The organism is Thiomonas sp. 13-64-67 (genome assembly GCF_002282795.1).
Classification (GTDB): Bacteria; Pseudomonadota; Gammaproteobacteria; order Burkholderiales; family Burkholderiaceae_C; genus Thiomonas; species Thiomonas arsenitoxydans.
The window spans coordinates 1-18,797 of record NZ_NCKP01000023.1 but is presented as its reverse complement, the minus strand read 5'-3'; the positions used below and the strand labels follow the sequence as shown (position 1 = coordinate 18,797).

The window sequence follows — 18,797 nt, the reverse complement described above, 5'->3', positions numbered from 1 at the left end:
TTCAGGTCGCCTGTTTGCGTTGCACATAGGCGGCGATGGCGGCCACGCTGTCGAGGTTGTCGGGCACCATTTCGATGTCGGCCACCTGAATGCCCCAGTTCTCTTCGAGGAAGAGGATGAGTTCGAGCACGCCGGTGGAGTCGAGAATGTGCAGATCGAGCAGCGAGTCGGTGTCGCTATAGCTGGTGTCGCGCGCGCCGAGCAAAAAGTTGCTGTCGATGTAGTCGCGAATTTTTTTCTGGATGTCAGACATGAGAATGAAGCCTCGGTGAGAGCAAAGATGAGGAAGGACAGCAGAAGGGGCGGGCTCAGCGCAAGCCGGTTTTTTTGATTTTTCCTGTGTCGGTGCGCGGCAGTGCATCGACAAATTCAACGTATTTCGGCGCCATGAAGTTTTCGATGTGCGCCAGGCAGTGCTTGATCACATCGCGCTCGGTGAGCGTGTAGCCCGGCTTGCACACCACAAAGGCTTTGACCGCCTGGCCGAGCAGGGCGTCGTCCACGCCGATGACGGCGGCCTCAAACACGCCATCGAGTGAATGCAGCACGTTTTCAACTTCACGCGGACTGACTTTTTCGCCCCGGCTTTTGATGATGTCGTCTCGCCGCGCCACGAAATACAGCCAGCCTTCTTCGTCGGTGCGAAACAGGTCGCCCGAATACAGCACCATCTCGCCAGGAATCGGCCCCGGACGCAGACGCTGCGCGGTTTGCTCGGGCTTGCGCCAGTATCCGCGCATCACATGGCTGCCGCGGATGACCAGCTCGCCGGTGCTGCCGTTGGGCAGGCGACGGCCTTCGTCGTCCGCCAGCCAGACTTCTTCATTGGGCATGCCGCGCCCGACGCTGCCGGGGCGCACATCGAGCTGTTCCGGCGGCAGGTAGGTCACCCGCTTGCACTCGGTCAGCCCGTACATGGAAAACAGCGTGGCCTGCGGAAACAGCGCACGAATCTGCGCGATTTGGGTCTGCGGCAAGGCCGCGGCGGTATTGGTGATCAGCCGCAGCGCCGAGAGGTCGAACTCATGCAGCGCCTTGAGGTTGGTCAGCAGGGTGAACATGGTGGGCACGCCGGGAAACACCGTCACCCGCTCCCGCGCCATATTGGCCAGCACCTTGACCGGAAAGGTGAACGAGCGCTCCAGCAGCACGGTGGCGCCCAGGCTGAAGGCCATGAGAACCTGATACAGCCCATAGTCGAAGGCCAGAGGCAGGGCGCAGACGATGACGTCGTCCTGCCGCAGCCCGAGGTAGCCGCGCACCGAGCGCAGCGCGGTGAGCATGTTGAGATGCGTGAGCATCACCCCTTTGGCATCGCCGGTGGATCCCGAGGTGTAAATGATGGCGGCCAGATCCTGATCGATCAGATCGGGTTGCGTAGGCGAGCAGGCCGCGCCGGGCAGGGCGGCAGGAAAGGCGCATTCGCGTGGATCGGGTGTGCCGACGTCCGGCTTGCCCTGCGCGTAGGCCGTGAGCATGTAGCAACGACGCACGCTGGGGTTCAGCGCCAGGGCCGCACGGCTGGTTTCGGCCAGTTCCTGCTGGCTGAACAGAGCGCAGGCTTCGGAATCGTTGAGGATATAAGCCAGCTTGTCAGCCTTGGTGAGGGTGTTGACCGGCATGAACACCGCACCGATCTTGAGCACGGCGTACATGGCCGCGATCATTTCCACGCAGTTGTCGAGAAACAGCGCCACCCGCTCACCGCGCTGCACCCTATGAGCTCGCAGTGCCGCGGCGATGCCCTCCACCCGGTCGGCCAATTCGCCGTAGCGGGCCGTCACGCCTTCGCGCACGATGGCGCGATGTTCGGAAAACTCGGCGGCGATGGTCTCGAAAGTGTGGTGAAGCAGCATGAGCGTCCATTAAAAACGAGGTAACTCAGCATAAAGGCGCAGCGTGCTGAAGCGTCACCCCGCAATCGCACGGAAAGCGCCAGAGTGTGATTTTTTTGGGGGGCGTGGTGGCGCGAAAGCGACGGCGTCCCGCTATGCTTGGATTTTCAATTCAGAGCACAAGCATGGGACTGGGGCTTTACATCATCGGCGACGAAATCCTGTCGGGAAAGCGGCAGGACAAACATTTCCCTCAGATCCTGGCTCTGCTCAAGGCGCGAGAGATGCGGCTGGACTGGGTGAGCTATCTGGGCGACGATCCCGCCCAGCTGACCGAGGCATTTGCCGCCAGTTTCCGGCGCGGCGATGTGGCGCTGAGCTGTGGCGGCATCGGCGCCACGCCAGACGATCACACCCGGCAGAGCGCCGCAGCCGCGCTGGGCCTGCCGCTGGAGTTACACCTTGAGGCCAAGGCGCTGATTCAGCAGCGGGTCATCGAAGCCGGGCTGGGCGATGTGGACAGCCCCGCCAACCAGCAGCGCTTGAACATGGGCATGTTTCCGCAGGGCAGCGCCATCATTCCCAACCCTTACAACCGCATTCCGGGCTTTTCCATCCGGCAGCACTACTTCGTCCCGGGCTTTCCGGTCATGGCGTGGCCGATGCTCGAATGGGCGCTAGATGGTCCGCTGGCGCATCTGCACGGCCAGGGTCATCAGGTTGAACGGGCCGTGATCGTGCGCCACGCAATGGAGTCCGACCTCACGCCCTTGATGGAAGACATCGAGCAGCGGTTTGCGGGCGTCAAGGTTTTCAGCCTCCCCAGCGTGGATCACCCGGTTTGGGGGCGGCACATTGAACTCGGCGTGAAGGGCGACTCGGCGGCCGTAAGTGAGGCTTTCGACTATTTGCGAGCCCACCTCCCGAAAGGCAGTTGGGAAGATGCACCAAAATGAGCTGAATCGCACCGAAAAAGTGCATGAGAGTTTTCGGCACTTTTTTGGTGCATTTTTCGCCGTCTGCAAACCCCGTCTTTTCTACTGGTGGGAGGAGCTGGGTTTCAAACGATCTGGGCACGCTTTCTGCTAGATTCCCTGCACTGCGCGGAGCATTGCAGCAAACGATGTCAAGTGGCGTCTTCAGCACGGCCGATGACCACCCCCAACGCATTTCAACCTGACAGGAGATTTTTATGAGCAAAACAGTCGCCGACGTGATGGGCCTGGTGAAAGAGCACGATGTCAAATTCGTGGATTTCCGTTTCACCGACACCCGCGGCAAAGAGCAGCACGTCACGGTGCCTGTCTCGCATTTCGATGAGGGCAAGTTCTCCGATGGTCACGCCTTCGACGGCTCGTCCATCGCTGGCTGGAAGGGCATCGAAGCCTCGGACATGCTGCTCATGCCCGACCCGAACACCGCCAATATCGACCCGTTCTACGAAGAAACCACGCTGCTACTGAGCTGCGATGTGCTCGAACCCGGTGACGGCAAACCCTACGACCGCGATCCGCGTTCCATCGCCAAAAAGGCCGAGGCTTATCTGAAAGCATCGGGCATCGGCGATACCGCCTATTTCGGTCCGGAACCCGAGTTTTTCATTTTCGACCAGGTCCGCTGGAATGTGGACATGTCGGGCTGCTTCGTCAAGATCGACTCCAACGAAGCCGCCTGGGCCACCGGCGACAAGATGGAAGGCGGCAATATGGGCCACCGCCCGTCGGTGAAGGGCGGCTATTTCCCGGTGCCCCCGGTCGACAGTCTGCAGGACATCCGCTCGGAAATGTGCCTGCTGCTCGAACAAATGGGCGTGCCGGTCGAAGTGCATCACCACGAAGTGGCCAACGCCGGCCAGTGCGAAATCGGCACCAAATTCTCCACCCTGGTGCAGCGCGCCGACTGGACGCAGATCATGAAGTATGTGATCCAAAACGTCGCCCACGCCTACGGCAAGACCGCGACCTTCATGCCCAAGCCCATCGTCGGCGACAACGGCTCGGGCATGCATGTGCACCAGTCCATCTGGAAAGACGGCAAGAACCTGTTCGCGGGCAATGGCTACGCCGGTCTGAGCGACTTTGCGCTGTATTACATCGGCGGCATCATCAAACATGCCCGCGCGCTCAACGCCATCACCAACCCTGGCACCAATTCCTACAAGCGTCTGGTGCCTGGCTTCGAGGCCCCGGTGATGCTGGCTTACTCGGCGCGCAACCGTTCGGCTTCGATCCGTGTGCCGTTCGTGCAGAGCGACAAAGCCCGCCGCATCGAAGTGCGTTTCCCCGACCCGACCGCCAACCCTTATCTGGCCTTCTCCGCCATGATGATGGCCGGCCTGGACGGCGTGGAAAACAAGATCCACCCGGGCGAAGCCGCGAGCAAGAACCTCTACGACCTGCCGCCGGAAGAAGAGGCCAAGATCCCGACCGTGTGCTCCAGCCTCGACCAGGCACTGGACTATCTGGACAAGGATCGCGCCTTCCTGACCAAGGGCGGAGTGTTCAGCGACGACTTCATCAGCGCCTACATCGAGCTGAAGATGGAAGAGGTCACCCGCTTCCGCATGACCACGCACCCGGTCGAGTTCGATATGTACTACTCGCTGTAAGGTGGGAGGGTTTTCAAATGCGGCCTTCGGGCCGCTTTTTTTTGGCAATTCCGCCACGTCCTGTCGGCCGGGTGCGCGGCACGCGCGTTGCCAGACTTACACTGACCGTTGATTTTTTGAATGCGCGCCACCATGACCTTGTTTGCCCAATTGACTGCCCGATTGACTGCCCGATCAAGCGTTCGTTACGCCGCGTTTGCTTTGTTCGCGTCCCTGGCGAGCGCCTCTGCCGCTGTGGCGCAGACCGACCCGCAGCGCGTTTACCGCTGCCCGGACAACTCCTACACCAACGATCTTTCCGAGGTGAAGGCGAAGAACTGCAAGCTGATCGACAACGCCAATGTGAGCATCCTCTCCAGTCCGGGCATGACGCCCAAGGTCATCGGATCGGGCAGCAAACCCAGCGCGCAAAATGCAGAGCCGAGCGGCAACCAGGCCGCGCGGGTCGCGCCCTCCACGCAAAAAGAGCGCGATCTCGAGGCGCGGCGCATTCTGGAGCAGGAATTGCAGCAACAGCAGGCGCGGCTCGAGCAGCAACTCAAGGCCTACAACAATGGCCAGCCCGACTACCTGCCCAGCGAACGGCTGGTGGGCGGCGGGGTCAAGGGCGGCGAATACGCCCAGCGCGTGGCGCAGATGAAAGACCAGATCGCCATGACGCAGGCCAATATTGCCGCCTTGCAACGCGAGTTGCAAAAGTATCCGCAATGAACGTCGCAGCGGTCGGCCAGCCGGGCGCGACCGAGTATCCCGGCCTGGAGTGGCTGGCCTCGATGGCCGCCCTGGTGGATGCCGAAGGCGCGATTGAATACGCCAATCCGGCGCTAGAAAACGGGCTGGGCGTCTCTCGCCGTCTTTTGAACGGGCAAAACCTGAGCCACTGGATGGACTGCCCCGCCCTCTGGCAGGAGTCTTTGCTCCAGGTGCGCAGCAATGAGTTCAGCAGCAAGCGCTTCGACTGCATGATGCGGCTGCGCGATTTGCGCGAGGCGGTGCAAGTACAGCTGATCGTGGCGCGCACCGATCATCCTCAGGGCCTGCTGCTCGCCGAGGTGGTGGAGATCAGCCAGCAGTCTCGGCTGGAGCGCGAGGAGCAGTGGCACAACCAGGCGCAGGCTAACAAAGAGCTGATTCGCAATCTGGCGCACGAGATCAAAAACCCGCTGGGCGGCCTACGCGGTGCAGCGCAGTTGCTGCACGCCGAGCTGCCGTCTGCGGAATTGCAGGAGTACACCCAGGTCATCATCGCCGAGGCCGACCGGCTGCAAACCCTGGTGGACCGCCTGCTGGCGCCGCACCGCAAGCCGCATGTGGTGGGCGACGTGAACATCCACGAAGTGTGTGAGCATGTGCGCACCCTGCTGCAGGCCGAGTTTCCGCACGGGCTGACCATCGAGCAGGACTACGACGCCAGCCTGCCCGAATTCCGCGGTGACAAGGAACAGCTCATCCAGGCGGTGCTCAACATCGCCCACAACGCGGCGCAGGCCTTGCAACAGCGTATCGTGCAGGGCGATGCTCGCATCGCGTTCCGCACCCGCGTGGCGCGGCAGATGACGGTGGCCCGTCAGCGCTACAAGTTGGCACTGGTCTTGCATATCGTGGACAACGGCCCCGGGGTGCCAGCGGAACTGAAGGATCGCATTTTTTTTCCGCTGATCTCGGGCCGAGAAGGAGGGAGTGGACTGGGGCTCACCCTGGCCCAGACCTTCGTCCAGCAACATCAGGGAACCATCGAATGCGACAGCCAGCCCGGCCACACAGAATTCCGCATCACCCTTCCGCTGCCTTGAAGGCAGGGCTTTCGTCGCAAGGGAGCGCGCGATGAAACCGATCTGGCTGGTTGACGACGACGCCTCGATCCGCTTCGTGCTGGAAAAGGCGCTGCAGAAGTCGGGCATGGAAGTGCGCAGTTTTTCCAATCCGCGCGACGTGCTCAGCGCCTTTGCCGAAGGCTGCCCGCAAGTGCTCATCAGCGACATCCGCATGCCGGGCGGCAACGGTATCGACTTGCTGCAACAAATCCGCCAATCGCATCCCGGCCTGCCCGTCATCATCATGACTGCCTACTCCGATCTCGATAGCGCGGTGGCCTCGCTGCAGGGCGGCGCGTTCGACTATCTGAGCAAACCCTTCGATGTGGACAAAGCGGTCGAACTGATCCAGCGGGCCGTCGATGAAAGCCTGCGCGAAGAGCAGGCCGATGAAGCGCACAACGAAGCCCCCGAGCTGCTCGGCCAGGCCCCGGCCATGCAAGATGTGTTCCGCGCCATCGGCCGCCTGGCGCATTCGCAGGTGACCGTGCTGATCACGGGAGAGTCGGGTTCGGGCAAGGAGCTCGTCGCCCGCGCCCTGCACAAGCACAGCCCGCGCTCGGGCGGGCCGTTTGTCGCGATCAACACCGCGGCCATTCCGAAGGATCTGCTGGAAAGCGAGCTGTTCGGCCACGAGCGCGGCGCCTTCACCGGCGCGCAGACCCTGCGGCGTGGCCGCTTCGAGCAGGCAGAAGGCGGCACCTTGTTCCTCGACGAAATCGGCGACATGCCGCTTGAACTGCAGACCCGCCTGCTGCGCGTGCTGTCCGATGGACACTATTACCGAGTGGGCGGGCACAGCGCCATCAAGTCGCATGTGCGGGTCATTGCCGCCACGCACCAGAACCTCGAACAACGTGTGGCCCAGGGCCAGTTCCGCGAGGATCTGTTTCACCGCCTCAACGTCATTCGCCTGCGCCTTCCGGCCCTGCGCGAGCGCAGCGAAGACATTGCTCCGCTCACTAAACATTTCCTGCAGCGCAGCGCGCAGGAGCTCGGCGTCGAGGCCAAGCGCATCTCCGCCGAGGCCCTGCGCGTGCTGCAGCAGTTCCCCTTTCCCGGCAATGTGCGGCAGTTGGAGAACCTGTGTCAGTGGCTGACCGTCATGGCGCCGGCGCAGACCATTCAGGTCAAAGACCTGCCCGACGATGTAAAAACGGAAGTCCGCTCTGAGCAAGCGCCGATGCCTGCTGTGGCGGCAACAGCGTCGGCCGATATCCCTTTTATTGCGGCTTCAAACCCCGATTCAACGGCGATTGAGCCGTTGAACGAGGACTGGGAGTACCGCGTCGAACAGGTGGCCCAGGGCTTGATCCGCAGGGGCGAGCCCGATGTCATGCACCATCTGACCCAGCGATTCGAACGCGCGGTGATCGCCGCCGCGCTGGCGCAAACCCACGGTCGGCGCATCGAAGCGGCGCAAAAACTCGGCATCGGCCGCAACACCATCACCCGAAAAATTCAGGAACTGGGGATGGAAGAATGAGCTGAGTCACACGACGGCAATCACCGGCGCGTGATCGCTGGGGCGCTCGTTCTTGCGCGGCGCCTTGTCGATGACGCAGCTCTGCAGCGAATCGCGCAAGCCCTCGCTCACCAGAATGTGGTCGATGCGCAGGCCCTGATTTTTGCGGAAGGCCAGATTGCGGTAATCCCACCAGCTCCAGCTCTTGGGCGGCTGGTCAAAGGCGCGGAAGGCGTCGATCAGTCCGAGCCCGAGCAGCGCCTTGAAATGCGCGCGCTCTTCGGGCGTGCAGTGAATCTGCCCGGCCCAGGCGACCGGATCGAACACATCACGATCTTCCGGGGCAATGTTGAAGTCGCCCATCAGCGCCACTTTCGCATAACGCTGCAGTTCCGCAGCGACCCATGCCTGCAGCGCATCGAGCCAACGCATTTTGTAGGCGAACTTGTCGCTATCCGGCGCCTGCCCATTGGGAAAATAGGCGTCGATCACCCGCAGATCGCCAAACGTCGCGGCAATGACGCGCGCCTGCGCATCCTCGAAACCGGGAATGCCGCGCTGCACCTCCTTAGCCTCGTGGCGACTGAGCAGGGCCACGCCGTTGTAGGTCGGCTGCCCGAGGCACACGCTGTGATAACCCGCATCCAGCAGCTCGGCATGCGGAAACCGTTCATCGGTCAGCTTGGTTTCCTGCAGCGCCAGCACGTCGGGCGACTGGGCCTGCAGCCAGTCGAGCACCTGCGGCAGGCGCACGGAGAGGGAGTTCACATTCCAGGTGGCAATTTTCATGGTCGTCGCTTTTTCAAACGTCCTATTCTGCCTGCGACGCACCAGCGGGAAACTTGCATCTGGATACATTCGCTTTATTTGAGATGTTATAAAGTAACTCCTGTTTTGTCCTCAGAGATTTCTCATGACAGCCCGATCCTTCCTGCTTTACCTCGCTCTTTTGTCGCCGCTCTCGCAGCTGTTCGCCAGCGGGGCGCAGGCGGCGCCGATTTCCATCGTGGCGGCAGAAAGTACCTATGGCGTCATTGCGCAGGCCATCGGCGGCGATGAGGTGAAGGTGGACAGCATCATCAGCAATCCGAACGTCGATCCGCACAGCTTCGAGGCGACGCCGGCCGTGGCGCGCAAGGTGGCGAAGGCGCAGGTCGCCATTCTCAACGGCATCGGCTACGACGAGTGGATGAGCAAAATGCTGGCCGCCAATCCCGCCCCGCAGCGGCAGGTGATCGTGGCCGCCGAACTCGACCCTGCGCTGATCATGGCCGATCGCAATCCGCATGTGTTCTACGATCCGCTGATCGCGCTCAAGGTGGCGGAAAAACTCACGCAACTGCTGCAGCGAGCCGATCCGGCGCATCGCCAAGTCTTTGCCGCGAATCTGCAGGGTTTCAAGGCGCAGTTGAGTCGGCTGAACGAGGCGCAGGCCGCGCTGAAAAAGCAATATCCGCAGCTCAAAGTCACGGCCACCGAGCCGGTGGTCGGTTATCTGCTGCGGCAACTGGGCTGGACCAGTCTGGGCGAGAAATTTCAATTCGACGTGATGAACGACACCGAGCCCTCTCCCGCCGAAGTGGCGCGCTACGAAGACCATCTGCGTCAGCACAAAGTGGCGCTGCTGTTCTACAACCGCCAGGTGACCGACCCGCTGACGGATCGCCTGCGCAGGGTCGCGCTGGATTCCGGGGTGCCGGTGGTGGGGGTGGATGAATTCGTGCCGCCCAAGACTGGCTATGTGCAGTGGCAACTGCAAACCCTCGCCGCGATCGAGCGGGCGCTGGGCAAATCGCATTGACCGTGTCGGCTGAACCTTCCGCGATGAACTCTCCGACCGAATGGGCGGTGCAAGCACAGGGCCTGCGCTGCGCACTCGGGGGGCGCACCGTGCTTGAAGGACTGGATCTGCACATCCGCCCTGGGCAGTTTGTCGGCGTGTTCGGCGCCAACGGTGCGGGCAAAACCACCTTGCTGCGCGCCTTGCTGGGCTTGCAGCCGCTGGAGTCGGGCCGCTTGCGTTTGCTGGGGCAGGAAGGCGTGTCCGCGCGGGCTCACATCGGCTATGTCTCGCAGCGCGACCCGGTTGGCGCCGACAGTTTTCTGCGGGTGCGCAGCTTTGTCGCCACGGCCTGGCAGGGCGAACGCTGGGGGCTGGGGCTCGGAGGTGCGCAGCAGCGTGCGCAGGCCATCGATGCGGCGCTGAAGGCGATGGAAATGGGGTCGCTCGCCGAACGCGGCATGGACGCGCTCTCCGGCGGGCAGCGCCAGCGGGCGCGCATCGCCCAGGCGCTGGTCAACCCGGTGCGCATGTTGCTGCTGGATGAACCGCTCTCCAACCTCGACCCCCAGGCGCAGCAGCGCATTTTGCAAACGGCGCGCCGGTTGTGTACCGAGCAGGGCATGACGGTGTTGATGACCGCGCACGACATCAATCCGTTGCTGCCGCATATGGATCAGGTGCTCTACCTCGCGGGCGGCCGGGGGCGGCTGGGCACGGTGGATGAGGTGGTCAACGCACCGGCGCTGTCGGCGCTGTATGGTCTGCCGATGGCCGTGGCGCGCGAAGGCGGCTATCTGTTCATTCATCCCGCCGGTGGCTTCATGCCCGAAGAGGCCGCACATTGTGGGCACGATCACGGTCATGCCGGCGAAGGAGAGGGCGCATGATCCTCGGTCTGGAATATGGCTTCATGCGGCATGCACTGCTGGCGGGCAGCGCGATTGCGGTGTTGAGCGCCGCCGTGGGCTATTTCATCACCTTGCGGCGGCAGGCGTTTGCCGCGCATGCGCTGTCGCATGTCGGCTTCACCGGCGCGGCGGGGGCCATTCTGCTGGGTCTAAGCCCTTATCTCGGCCTGTTTGCGTTTACGCTGACCAGCGGCGTTGCCCTGGCGCTGACGGGCGGGCGCATCCGCCAGCGCGATATCGGCATCGGCATGGTGCTCATGTTCGCCCTGGGGCTGGGCGTGCTGTTTCTCAATCTCTACACCGCCAACGCGCAGTCGGCGATGAGCATTCTGTTCGGCAGCATTGTGGGCATCACGACGGCGCAGGCGGCATTGTCGCTACTGGTGTGTGTGGCCGGTCTGGCGGGGCTGGCCGTGCTGTATCGCCCGCTGTGCTTCGCCAGTTTCAACCCCGAAGGCGCTCAGGCGAGGGGGGTGAATACCCGGCTGCTCGATCTGCTGTTCATCTTGCTGGTGGCGGCCACGGTGGCGATTGCCGTGCCAGTGATCGGAGCCTTGCTGATTTTCGCTTTGCTCATCGGCCCCGCGGCCACGGCGCAGACCGTGAGCCGCAGCATTGCGGGCGGCGTCGGTCTGTCGATGGCGCTCGGGCTGGCGGTGACCTGGGGCGGGCTGGCTGCGGCGTATTACATCGGTTATCCAGCCAGCACCTGGATTGCCTCGCTGAGCTTTGGCCTGTATTTGCTCGGCCATGCCTGGCGCGCTTGGCGGGGCGGTTCGGGTTGAGCTGAGCGCGCCCCGGCTGTGTCAGCCCAGATCGGCATCGAGCACCGCGCCGCGATGCGAACTGCCGACCAGCGCCGCGAACTTGGCCATCACACCGCGGGTATAGCGTCTGGCGGGCGGCGTCCAGGCGGCGCGGCGGCGGGCGAGTTCTTCATCGCTGACGTGCAGGGTCAGGCTCAGGGAAGGCGCGTCGATGGTGATGCGGTCACCTTCCTGCACCAGGGCGATGGAGCCGCCCACCATGGCTTCGGGGGCGACGTGGCCGACGACCATGCCCCAGGTGCCGCCGGAGAACCGGCCGTCGGTGATAAGCCCAACCGACTCACCCAACCCCGCGCCCACCAGCGCCGACGTGGGCGCGAGCATCTCGGGCATGCCGGGGCCGCCCTTGGGCCCGAGGTAGCGCAGCACCATGATGTCGCCGGCCTTGATCTTGCCGGCCAGAATGGCTTCGAGCGCGCTTTGCTCGTCGTCGAACACGCGCGCGGGGCCGGTCATGCTGGGCTTTTTCAGCCCGGTGATCTTGGCCACGCAGCCGTCTTCGGCCAGATTGCCCTTGAGAATGGCCAGGTGGCCGTGGGCGTACATCGGCTTGTCGATGGGACGAATCACGTCTTGCTCCGCGCTGGGCTGGGCGGGAACGTCCTTGAGATTCTCGGCCACGGTCTTGCCGTTAATGGTGATGCAGTCGCCATGCAGCACACCGGCTTCCAGCAGAATTTTCATGACTTGCGGAATGCCGCCAGCGCGGTGCAGATCGGTGGCGACATATCGGCCCGAGGGCTTCATGTCGCAGAGCACCGGGGTGCGCTTGCGAATCACCTCGAAGTCTTCAATGGCAAACGGCACTTCGGCGGCATGCGCAATGGCCAGCAGATGCAGCACCGCGTTGGTCGAGCCGCCCGTGGCCATGACCACGGCAGCGGCGTTTTCCAGCGCCTTGCGGGTGACGATGTCGCGCGGCTTCAGCCCGGCGCGCACCGCGGCGAGCAACGCCTGGCCGGAATCGCGCGCGGACTGCACTTTTTCCTCATGCACATTGGCCATGGTGGACGAGTAGGGCAGCGACATGCCCATGGCCTCGATGGCGCTGGACATGGTGTTGGCGGTGTACATGCCGCCGCAGGAGCCGCTGGTGGGCACAGAGCACTGCTCGACGGCGTCGAAATCGGCATCGCTCATACGCCCGGCGGCGTGTTCGCCCACGGCCTCGAAGACCGAGACGATGTTCAGATCCTTGCCCTTGTAATGGCCTGGCAGGATGGTGCCGCCATAGACGAAGATGCCCGGCACATTGCAACGGAGCATGCCGATCATGGCGCCGGGCATGTTTTTGTCGCAGCCGCCCACGGTGACCACGCCGTCCATCCACTGGCCCTGCACGCAGGTCTCGACGCAGTCGGCAATGACCTCGCGCGAGACCAGCGAGTACTTCATGCCCTCGGTGCCCATGGACATGCCGTCGGCAATGGTCGGCGTGCCGAACATCTGCGGATTGCCGCCAGCGGCGCGCACGCCCTCGATGGCGGCGTCGGCCAGGCGCTGCAGGCCGGAGTTGCAAGGGGTGATGGTGGAGTGCGCGTTGGCAATGCCGATCATCGGATTGCTGAAGTCCGACTTCTTGTAGCCCATGGCATAGAACATGGAGCGATTGGGCGCGCGCGATGCGCCCACGGTGATGTTTTCGGAACGCAGTTTCTGGGGCATGGCAGGCAGTGGGAGCAGGTCGACAATAACGTCATTGTCGTGCGGCAAGCGGCGGCGTGCACCGTCATGGAAGCGGCGCAGTAGTATCCAAAGGTAAATATTGGCTTGCCCGCGCGCCGCTTGAAAGGATTGCTCAAGGCAAGCCCGTACACTTCACGCCCATGCTGATCCACCCCGACTTCAATCCCATAGCCCTGGAACTTGGCCCGATCAAGGTGCATTGGTACGGCATCATGTACCTGCTGGGCTTCATCACTTTTTGGCTGCTGGCGCAAAAGCGCCTCAAAGACCAGCCTTATGCGCGCCAGGGCTGGACCTCGCGCGATATCGAAGACTTGCTGTTCGCCGGTGTGTTGGGCGTGATTCTGGGGGGGCGCACCGGCTACGTGTTGTTCTATCAACCGGCCTATTACTTCTCTCATCCGGCGCAGATCGTCGCGGTGTGGGACGGCGGCATGTCCTTCCACGGCGGGCTGCTCGGCGTGATGGTGGCGGCTTACTGGTTTGCGCGCACCCGGCGCTACTCGTGGCTGCAGATCATGGACTTTGTCGCTCCGCTCATTCCGCCAGGCCTGGCGTTCGGGCGCATCGGCAACTTCATCAACGGCGAGTTGTGGGGACGGCCAGCGCCCGCTTGGTGGCCGGGAGCGATGATCTACCCCAAGTCCGGCAGCATGGTGCCGCGCTTTCCCTCCGAGCTCTACGAAATGTTCCTCGAAGGCATTGTGTTGTTCGTGGTGCTGTGGTGGCTGTCGCGCAAAGAGCGGCCGCGCGGTTTCATTGCCGGGTGCTTCGCGCTCGGCTATGGGCTGGCGCGTTTCACCGATGAATTTTTCCGCCAGCCCGATGCGTTTCTCGGCTATCTCTGGTTTCACCTCACCATGGGGCAGTTGCTGTCGATCCCGCTGATCATTCTGGGCAGCGGGATGATCTGGTGGTCGCTGCGGCGCAAAAACCGTCTGCTGGCGCTGGGGCAGTCGGCTTCTTGACATCGGTTTCAGCCTGGCGCCGACGCGCTCTCGGGCGGGCCGATGTGCAGGCCGAGCGGCCTGGCGCGCCGCGCCAATTGCAGCACAGCGCGGTCGCGGCTCAACAGGTTTGCTGCATGCTGCGCCAAGGCGAGGTCGAGAAACATTTGGTCGTCAGGATCGGCACACACCAAGCAGTGCTGCGCTGGCGGTGTGGTGCAGCACTGCCCCCAACGCGCAAAACAATCGGCCAACTTATCGGCTGATGCCTGGGGGTCGAACCGCCTGGCCAGCGCCGGATACTGCACCACGCGCAAGGCCTCGACCTGCATGGCGGCACAGTAAATCCAGCGCACGCGGCCGCGCTGTATGGCCTCGGCCCAAGGACGCACGCGCGGGTCGTCGAACAGCGCCCAGTCGAGCAGCACCTGGGTGTCGAGAACGCACAGGGCAGGGCGAAGCAAAGGGGAGGTCATGCGGGGGAGGTGTCTGCCGGAACCTGATTGAGCGTTGATCCCTGAACCCTACTGGGACAGGTGGGCAAGGTCACTGCGCTTGGGGACGTCTGCGCGAGACGTCACGCGCACACACAGAATTTCCAAGCCCGAAGCACAAATTTATCGGTTCAGGAAATGCCGACCCAGCCAAGCCCGACAGACGAAACTGATTGTAGGGCGATGAATCGCGGCCGGGGAAGAATCAGAGCAATTTGCCCTCGGCGCCCAGGGCATCGTCGAGCTGACGGGTGAGTTGGGCCACGGCCTGCGCATCTTCTTCAAACGCCAGCGACGCCTGCGCCGAAGCGCCTGCGGCCTTGTTCGCATTGCGCGACTCGATCAGGCTGTGCGCCAGATTGAGCGCGGCAAGCACGGCGATCCGCTCGCGGGCGCGCACCTTGCCCATATCGCGAATGGCGCACATCTCGGTGTCCACTTCGCGCACGGCGGCCAGCAGCGCGGCTTGCTCGTCGGCGGGGCAGGCCAGGGTGTAGATCTGGCCCATGATGTTCACATCCAGCGTGGTCGTGCTCATGCGTGTGGGTCGGGCTCGCCCGAAATGGAAGGGGTCTGATCCAGCCGTGCCAGCAATCGGTCGATGCGCTGGGTGGCGTCGTGCAGGCGCTGACGCATCTGGTCGCGCTCGGCTTCGAGCGATTGCACCCGCTCGGCCAGCAAGGCGTTGGTGCGCAGCAACTCGTTGTGACGCAGCAGCAGCCGCTCAACGCGCGATTGCAACTGGGCGATGGCGGGGGAGGGCTGTCGTTCGTCCATGCGAGGCATTCTAAAGTCGGCCACCCGAGAGTCGGCAAAAACGACGCTGTCGCCCGGCTAACATGACGGTCGTTGGTGCTCGCGCGGTGGTTCACGCTGCGCAGTTAAACGGGAAACAGGAAGAGCCATGCCCCCGGCAGATGCTCCGGCCTGTGCTGCCCCCGCAACGGTCAGCGACCGAAGGCGCAAGCCTTCCGTTCGGACAAGCTCTCCACTGAATTTTCGGATTTGGGAAGGAGGTTCGGATCGCGTCGCCAGCCCGGATACCGGCCAACGACGAGAAGACGCGCAGCTTCGGGGCGAAGGGGCGCATCAAGGCCAGCCGGGTGCGCGCAGCGCAGCCCTGCGAAGGTTGAGATGCGCTCTGGGCCCTGCCGCGGCGCACTTCAGCCGCGCCAGCCGTGCGGGGGAACACGGCAGCGCTCATTCATCCGGAAATTCAGTCATGTCTCAGCAGTTCCCTTCAAACGGCGTTGCTCCAGCCTCGTCTGGGCCTCGCGTGGTCCACGCATCTCAACCGATTTTCTTTCGCACCGCGCTGGCCGCGGCCATCAGTCTGGCCGGGCTGAACGCGCAGGCGCAGACCGCTCCGGCCGACGCCACCACGCTGCCGCCGGTGGTGGTGTCGGCCACGGGCTACCCGCAGCCGCTGGCCGATGCCTTGCCGGGCGTCAGCGTGATCACCCGCGAGCAGATCGAGCAAAGCGGTGCACAAAACCTCACGACCTTGCTGCAGCAGGTGGCTGGCGTGCAGGTGACGAGCAACGGTGGCCCTGGGCAGTCGGGCAATGTGTATGTGCGCGGTTTTGGCGGGCCGGATGTGCTGGTGCTGCTCGACGGCGTGCCCATGAACGCACAAGACGCCACGGGCGTCGCGTATCTCAACAACTTCACCACCGATCAGATTCAGCGCATCGAGATCATCCGCGGCAATGTGTCGGCCATCTACGGCTCGGGCGCGATCGGCGGAGTGGTGTTGATCACCACACGCGCGGGCAGCAAAAAGCCGCAGGCCTCGATCTCGGTCACTGCAGGCAGCCGCAACACGGCCACCGTGTCGGCCAACGCCAGCGGACAGGTCGGCAACACGGCCTTGCAGGCAGGAGTCAGCCGCTATACGACGCAGGGCGTCAGTGCAATCAACCCCGCCCAGCTCAGCAATGCCAACCCGAACAGCAACGGCTACGGCAACACGACAATGAACGGCTCGATCGTGCAGACCCTGGCGCCGGGGCAGTCGCTGGGCCTGCGCGCATTCAGTAGCAAGGGCCGCGCCAGCTACGACAGCTATGGCGTCTACGCCAGTCCGACCGATACCAATCTGAGCAGCACCTCGCAGGATCTGTATCAGCTGTTCAGCGACAACCAATTGACCGCCGCCTGGAAGTCTCATCTGAGCGTCTCGCAGCAGAGCACCACCAACACGACCGAGAACTTCAGCGCCTACCCCTACAGCGGTACTTATCGCACCCGGGTTCAGCAACTGCTGTGGCGCAATGTGGTGCAACTCGGCAGCGGCTGGACGGCCACGGGTGGGCTGGAATGGAAGAGCCAGGGCATCAGTTCGATCACCGGTTCGATTCCCTCCAGGGATCGCCAAGCCAAGGCGGCCTTCGTCGGACTGGACGGCAGCGTCAACGGCAACGAGTTTCAATTGAATCTGCGCCATGACGCGATTGACGGCTACTCGGGCCAGAACACCGGCTATTTCGGCTACGGACGAGAACTGGGCAGCGGTTTCAAAGCGATTGCCAGCTATTCCACCGCTTTCAATGCGGCGCCGCTGGGCTATCTGTACGCGCCTTACTACGGCAACGCCAATCTGAAGGCGGAGAAGGCGCACTCTGTCGAGGCCGGTTTGCAGTGGTCACAAGGGGCGAACGTGCTGCGGGCCACGCTGTTCCAGACCAAGGCGACCGACCAGTGGCAGTATGACTTCACGACCAGCACCTTCCAGAACATCGCCAGCAGCCGCACGCGGGGGTTGGAGTTGACCGGGCGCGGCGCGTGGAAGGGCTGGGCGTATGACGCCAACCTCACGCTGCAACAACCCGTGAATACCAGTCTGCCCGGCGACCCGACGCTGCAGCGCCGCGCCCGCAGTCTGGCCAATGTCTCGGTCAACCACGAGCTCGCCTCAGTGCTTTATGGCGCTGCGGTGCATTACAGCGGCCCCCGTTGGGATAATGGTTCGACCGGCCGGGTCACGCTAGGGAGCTACACCACGGTCGACCTCACCGCCAGCGGCGCGGTGTCGAAAGACTGGAGCTGGAATGCGCGGGTGCAAAACCTGTTCAACAAGAAGTATCAGACGGTTTACGGCTACAACCGCGAACCGCTGGGCGTGTTCGTCGGTCTGACCTGGCGGCCTGCGTTCTGAGAGGGCGTGAACAAATCCGCCATGCGCTTTGAACGCTCAGCAAGCCCCGGTGCACGCAGTTTGTCGCTGTGGCGCCTGGGCTTGCCGCTGCTGCTCGCCGCGGTCGTCGCGGTGGCGCTGTCGGTCGGGGAGGGTGGCTGGAATGCAGACATCGTCTGGCAGTTACGCCTGCCGCGGGTGCTGGCCGGCATGGGGGTGGGCGCGTTGCTGGCGCAGGCGGGGCTGGCCATGCAGATTCTGCTGCGCAATCCGCTGGCCGATCCCTATGTGCTCGGGGCATCCGGCGGCGCAGGCTTGGGTGCCATCGTGGCGCTGCTGCTGGGCGCGGCCTTGTGGCTGGGCAGCGTGATCGGGGCGGGCGCGGCGCTGCTTGCGCTGCTGCTCATGGGGCGGCGCATCATGGCGAGCCGCGATGATGAAGCCTCGGCCCAGCTCATTCTGATTGGCGCCATGCTGGCCGCAATGGCCGGGGCGCTGTCCACCCTGCTGCTGACCCTGGTGCCCGATCAACAATTGCGCGGGGCGATGTTCTGGCTGGTGGGTAATCTTTCGGGGGCCACGCATGGCCTGTGGCTGTGCGGGCTGGCTGTGTTGGGCGCCGTGTGGCTGCTGTGGCGTCAGCGCCGCTATGACCGGCTGCTGCTCGGCAGCGAGGCCGCGTGGCTGCTCGGCGAGCCGGTGACGCGGGCGCGGTTGGAACTCGTGCTCTTGGCCGCTTTGGCCACAGGCGCTTCGGTGGCGGTGGCCGGTGCGGTGGGGTTTGTCGGGCTGGTCGTGCCGCAGGCCTTGCGGCTGGTCGGTCTGCAGCGCATGCGCGATCAGGCCTGGGCTGCACCCCTGGCCGGGGCAGCGCTGGTTGTGGCGGCCGACACGCTGGCTCGCGGGGTCGTCATGCCCTATGAGCTGCCGGTCGGTGCGGTCACAGCACTCGTCGGCGCGCCGGTGTTCATTCTTATGTTGCGGCGGGCGCGATGAAGCCGGACGCCTGGCTGCAGGTTGATGCGCTCGATGTCGTGGCCGCCGCGCATCAGTCGGCCTTAGCCCGCAATCTGTCTTTTCGCCTGCAGCCGGGGCAGCGGCTGGGGCTGATTGGTCGCAACGGCGCGGGCAAGTCCACCTTGCTGCGACAACTGGCCGGGCTACTTCCTTTGCATGGCGAACGCGCCGCGGTTCAGCTGGCCGGGCAGCCCTTGTCTGAACTGGGCCCGGAGCGTCTGGCAGCGCTGCGCACCCTCATGCCAGCCCAGCCGCGCGACCGCTTCAACCTGTCGGC

At 63.7% G+C, this 18,797-nt stretch carries 19 protein-coding genes and 1 riboswitch; of the genes, 12 read left to right on the top strand and 7 right to left on the bottom strand.

All coding sequences use genetic code 11. The features are described 5' to 3' along the window. Position 1 precedes the first annotated feature (1 nt). Both B7X30_RS07890 and B7X30_RS07885 read right to left on the bottom strand, forming a co-directional pair. Positions 2-253, bottom strand: a complete 252-nt coding sequence (locus tag B7X30_RS07890) for an acyl carrier protein (RefSeq protein ID WP_286730141.1) — start codon at positions 251-253, stop codon at positions 2-4. A gap of 55 nt (positions 254-308) precedes the next feature. Next, positions 309-1,856: a class I adenylate-forming enzyme family protein gene (locus B7X30_RS07885; RefSeq protein WP_286730140.1), complete on the bottom strand. Its 1,548-nt coding sequence runs from the start codon at positions 1,854-1,856 to the stop codon at positions 309-311. Between the two features lie 164 nt (positions 1,857-2,020). Between B7X30_RS07885 and B7X30_RS07880 the strand changes: the two genes are divergently transcribed. From B7X30_RS07880 to ntrC, 5 genes are all read left to right on the top strand, one after another. Then, positions 2,021-2,791, top strand: coding sequence for a competence/damage-inducible protein A (locus tag B7X30_RS07880; protein WP_286730139.1), 771 nt, complete (start codon positions 2,021-2,023; stop codon positions 2,789-2,791). A gap of 236 nt (positions 2,792-3,027) precedes the next feature. Beyond that, entirely contained in the window at positions 3,028-4,443 is a 1,416-nt protein-coding gene (gene glnA / locus B7X30_RS07875; protein ID WP_013123072.1) for a type I glutamate--ammonia ligase, read from the top strand. 201 nt (positions 4,444-4,644) lie between these two features. Then, complete coding sequence (locus B7X30_RS07870) at positions 4,645-5,154, top strand: hypothetical protein (RefSeq protein WP_276709797.1); 510 nt, start codon at positions 4,645-4,647, stop codon at positions 5,152-5,154. Then, a complete protein-coding gene (glnL, locus tag B7X30_RS07865) occupies positions 5,151-6,236 on the top strand; it encodes a nitrogen regulation protein NR(II) (RefSeq protein ID WP_286730138.1) in 1,086 nt (361 codons plus the stop codon). The genes B7X30_RS07870 and glnL overlap by 4 nt, the downstream gene beginning before the upstream one ends. A gap of 31 nt (positions 6,237-6,267) precedes the next feature. Continuing rightward, a complete protein-coding gene (gene ntrC / locus B7X30_RS07860) occupies positions 6,268-7,743 on the top strand; it encodes a nitrogen regulation protein NR(I) (RefSeq protein WP_286730137.1) in 1,476 nt (491 codons plus the stop codon). A gap of 6 nt (positions 7,744-7,749) precedes the next feature. On the opposite strand, the gene xth is transcribed toward ntrC, so the two are convergent. Continuing rightward, complete coding sequence (gene xth / locus B7X30_RS07855; protein WP_286730136.1) at positions 7,750-8,511, bottom strand: exodeoxyribonuclease III; 762 nt, start codon at positions 8,509-8,511, stop codon at positions 7,750-7,752. Positions 8,512-8,635: 124 nt separating this feature from the next. Between xth and B7X30_RS07850 the strand changes: the two genes are divergently transcribed. The 3 genes from B7X30_RS07850 to B7X30_RS07840 are packed head-to-tail and all read left to right on the top strand — an operon-like array spanning position 8,636 to position 11,198. Further along, on the top strand, positions 8,636-9,523 hold the full coding sequence (locus tag B7X30_RS07850; protein WP_286730135.1) for a metal ABC transporter solute-binding protein, Zn/Mn family: 888 nt from the start codon (positions 8,636-8,638) through the stop codon (positions 9,521-9,523). Positions 9,524-9,546: 23 nt separating this feature from the next. Beyond that, positions 9,547-10,392 carry a metal ABC transporter ATP-binding protein gene (locus B7X30_RS07845; protein ID WP_286730134.1) on the top strand — a complete coding sequence of 282 codons (846 nt, stop codon included), beginning with the start codon at positions 9,547-9,549 and terminating at the stop codon, positions 10,390-10,392. After that, positions 10,389-11,198 (top strand): metal ABC transporter permease, encoded by an 810-nt coding sequence (locus B7X30_RS07840; protein WP_286730133.1) that lies wholly within the window; start codon positions 10,389-10,391, stop codon positions 11,196-11,198. The genes B7X30_RS07845 and B7X30_RS07840 overlap by 4 nt, the downstream gene beginning before the upstream one ends. Positions 11,199-11,219: 21 nt before the next feature. On the opposite strand, the gene ilvD is transcribed toward B7X30_RS07840, so the two are convergent. Continuing rightward, complete coding sequence (gene ilvD, locus B7X30_RS07835; protein ID WP_286730132.1) at positions 11,220-12,905, bottom strand: dihydroxy-acid dehydratase; 1,686 nt, start codon at positions 12,903-12,905, stop codon at positions 11,220-11,222. Positions 12,906-13,066: 161 nt separating this feature from the next. On the opposite strand from ilvD, the gene lgt reads away from it, so the two are divergent. Continuing rightward, positions 13,067-13,894 (top strand): prolipoprotein diacylglyceryl transferase, encoded by an 828-nt coding sequence (lgt, locus tag B7X30_RS07830; RefSeq protein WP_286730131.1) that lies wholly within the window; start codon positions 13,067-13,069, stop codon positions 13,892-13,894. A gap of 8 nt (positions 13,895-13,902) precedes the next feature. On the opposite strand, the gene B7X30_RS07825 is transcribed toward lgt, so the two are convergent. The 3 genes from B7X30_RS07825 to B7X30_RS07815 all read right to left on the bottom strand — a co-directional run bounded on the left by B7X30_RS07825 (position 13,903) and on the right by B7X30_RS07815 (position 15,144). After that, entirely contained in the window at positions 13,903-14,349 is a 447-nt protein-coding gene (locus B7X30_RS07825; RefSeq protein ID WP_286730130.1) for a PIN domain-containing protein, read from the bottom strand. A 223-nt stretch (positions 14,350-14,572) separates the two neighbouring features. Further along, a complete protein-coding gene (locus B7X30_RS07820) occupies positions 14,573-14,905 on the bottom strand; it encodes a cell division protein ZapA (protein ID WP_013105816.1) in 333 nt (110 codons plus the stop codon). After that, positions 14,902-15,144, bottom strand: a complete 243-nt coding sequence (locus B7X30_RS07815; RefSeq protein WP_013105817.1) for a hypothetical protein — start codon at positions 15,142-15,144, stop codon at positions 14,902-14,904. The genes B7X30_RS07820 and B7X30_RS07815 overlap by 4 nt, the downstream gene beginning before the upstream one ends. A gap of 56 nt (positions 15,145-15,200) precedes the next feature. Further along, positions 15,201-15,433, top strand: a riboswitch (cobalamin riboswitch). A gap of 156 nt (positions 15,434-15,589) precedes the next feature. Here B7X30_RS07815 and B7X30_RS07810 point away from each other — a divergent pair. The 3 genes from B7X30_RS07810 to B7X30_RS07800 form a co-directional block, all read left to right on the top strand. After that, entirely contained in the window at positions 15,590-17,524 is a 1,935-nt protein-coding gene (locus tag B7X30_RS07810; RefSeq protein ID WP_286730129.1) for a TonB-dependent receptor domain-containing protein, read from the top strand. Between the two features lie 6 nt (positions 17,525-17,530). Next, positions 17,531-18,499 (top strand): FecCD family ABC transporter permease, encoded by a 969-nt coding sequence (locus B7X30_RS07805; RefSeq protein ID WP_286730128.1) that lies wholly within the window; start codon positions 17,531-17,533, stop codon positions 18,497-18,499. Next, on the top strand, positions 18,496-18,797 hold a 302-nt coding region (locus B7X30_RS07800), incomplete at its 3' end, for an ATP-binding cassette domain-containing protein (protein ID WP_286730127.1). The genes B7X30_RS07805 and B7X30_RS07800, both read left to right, overlap by 4 nt.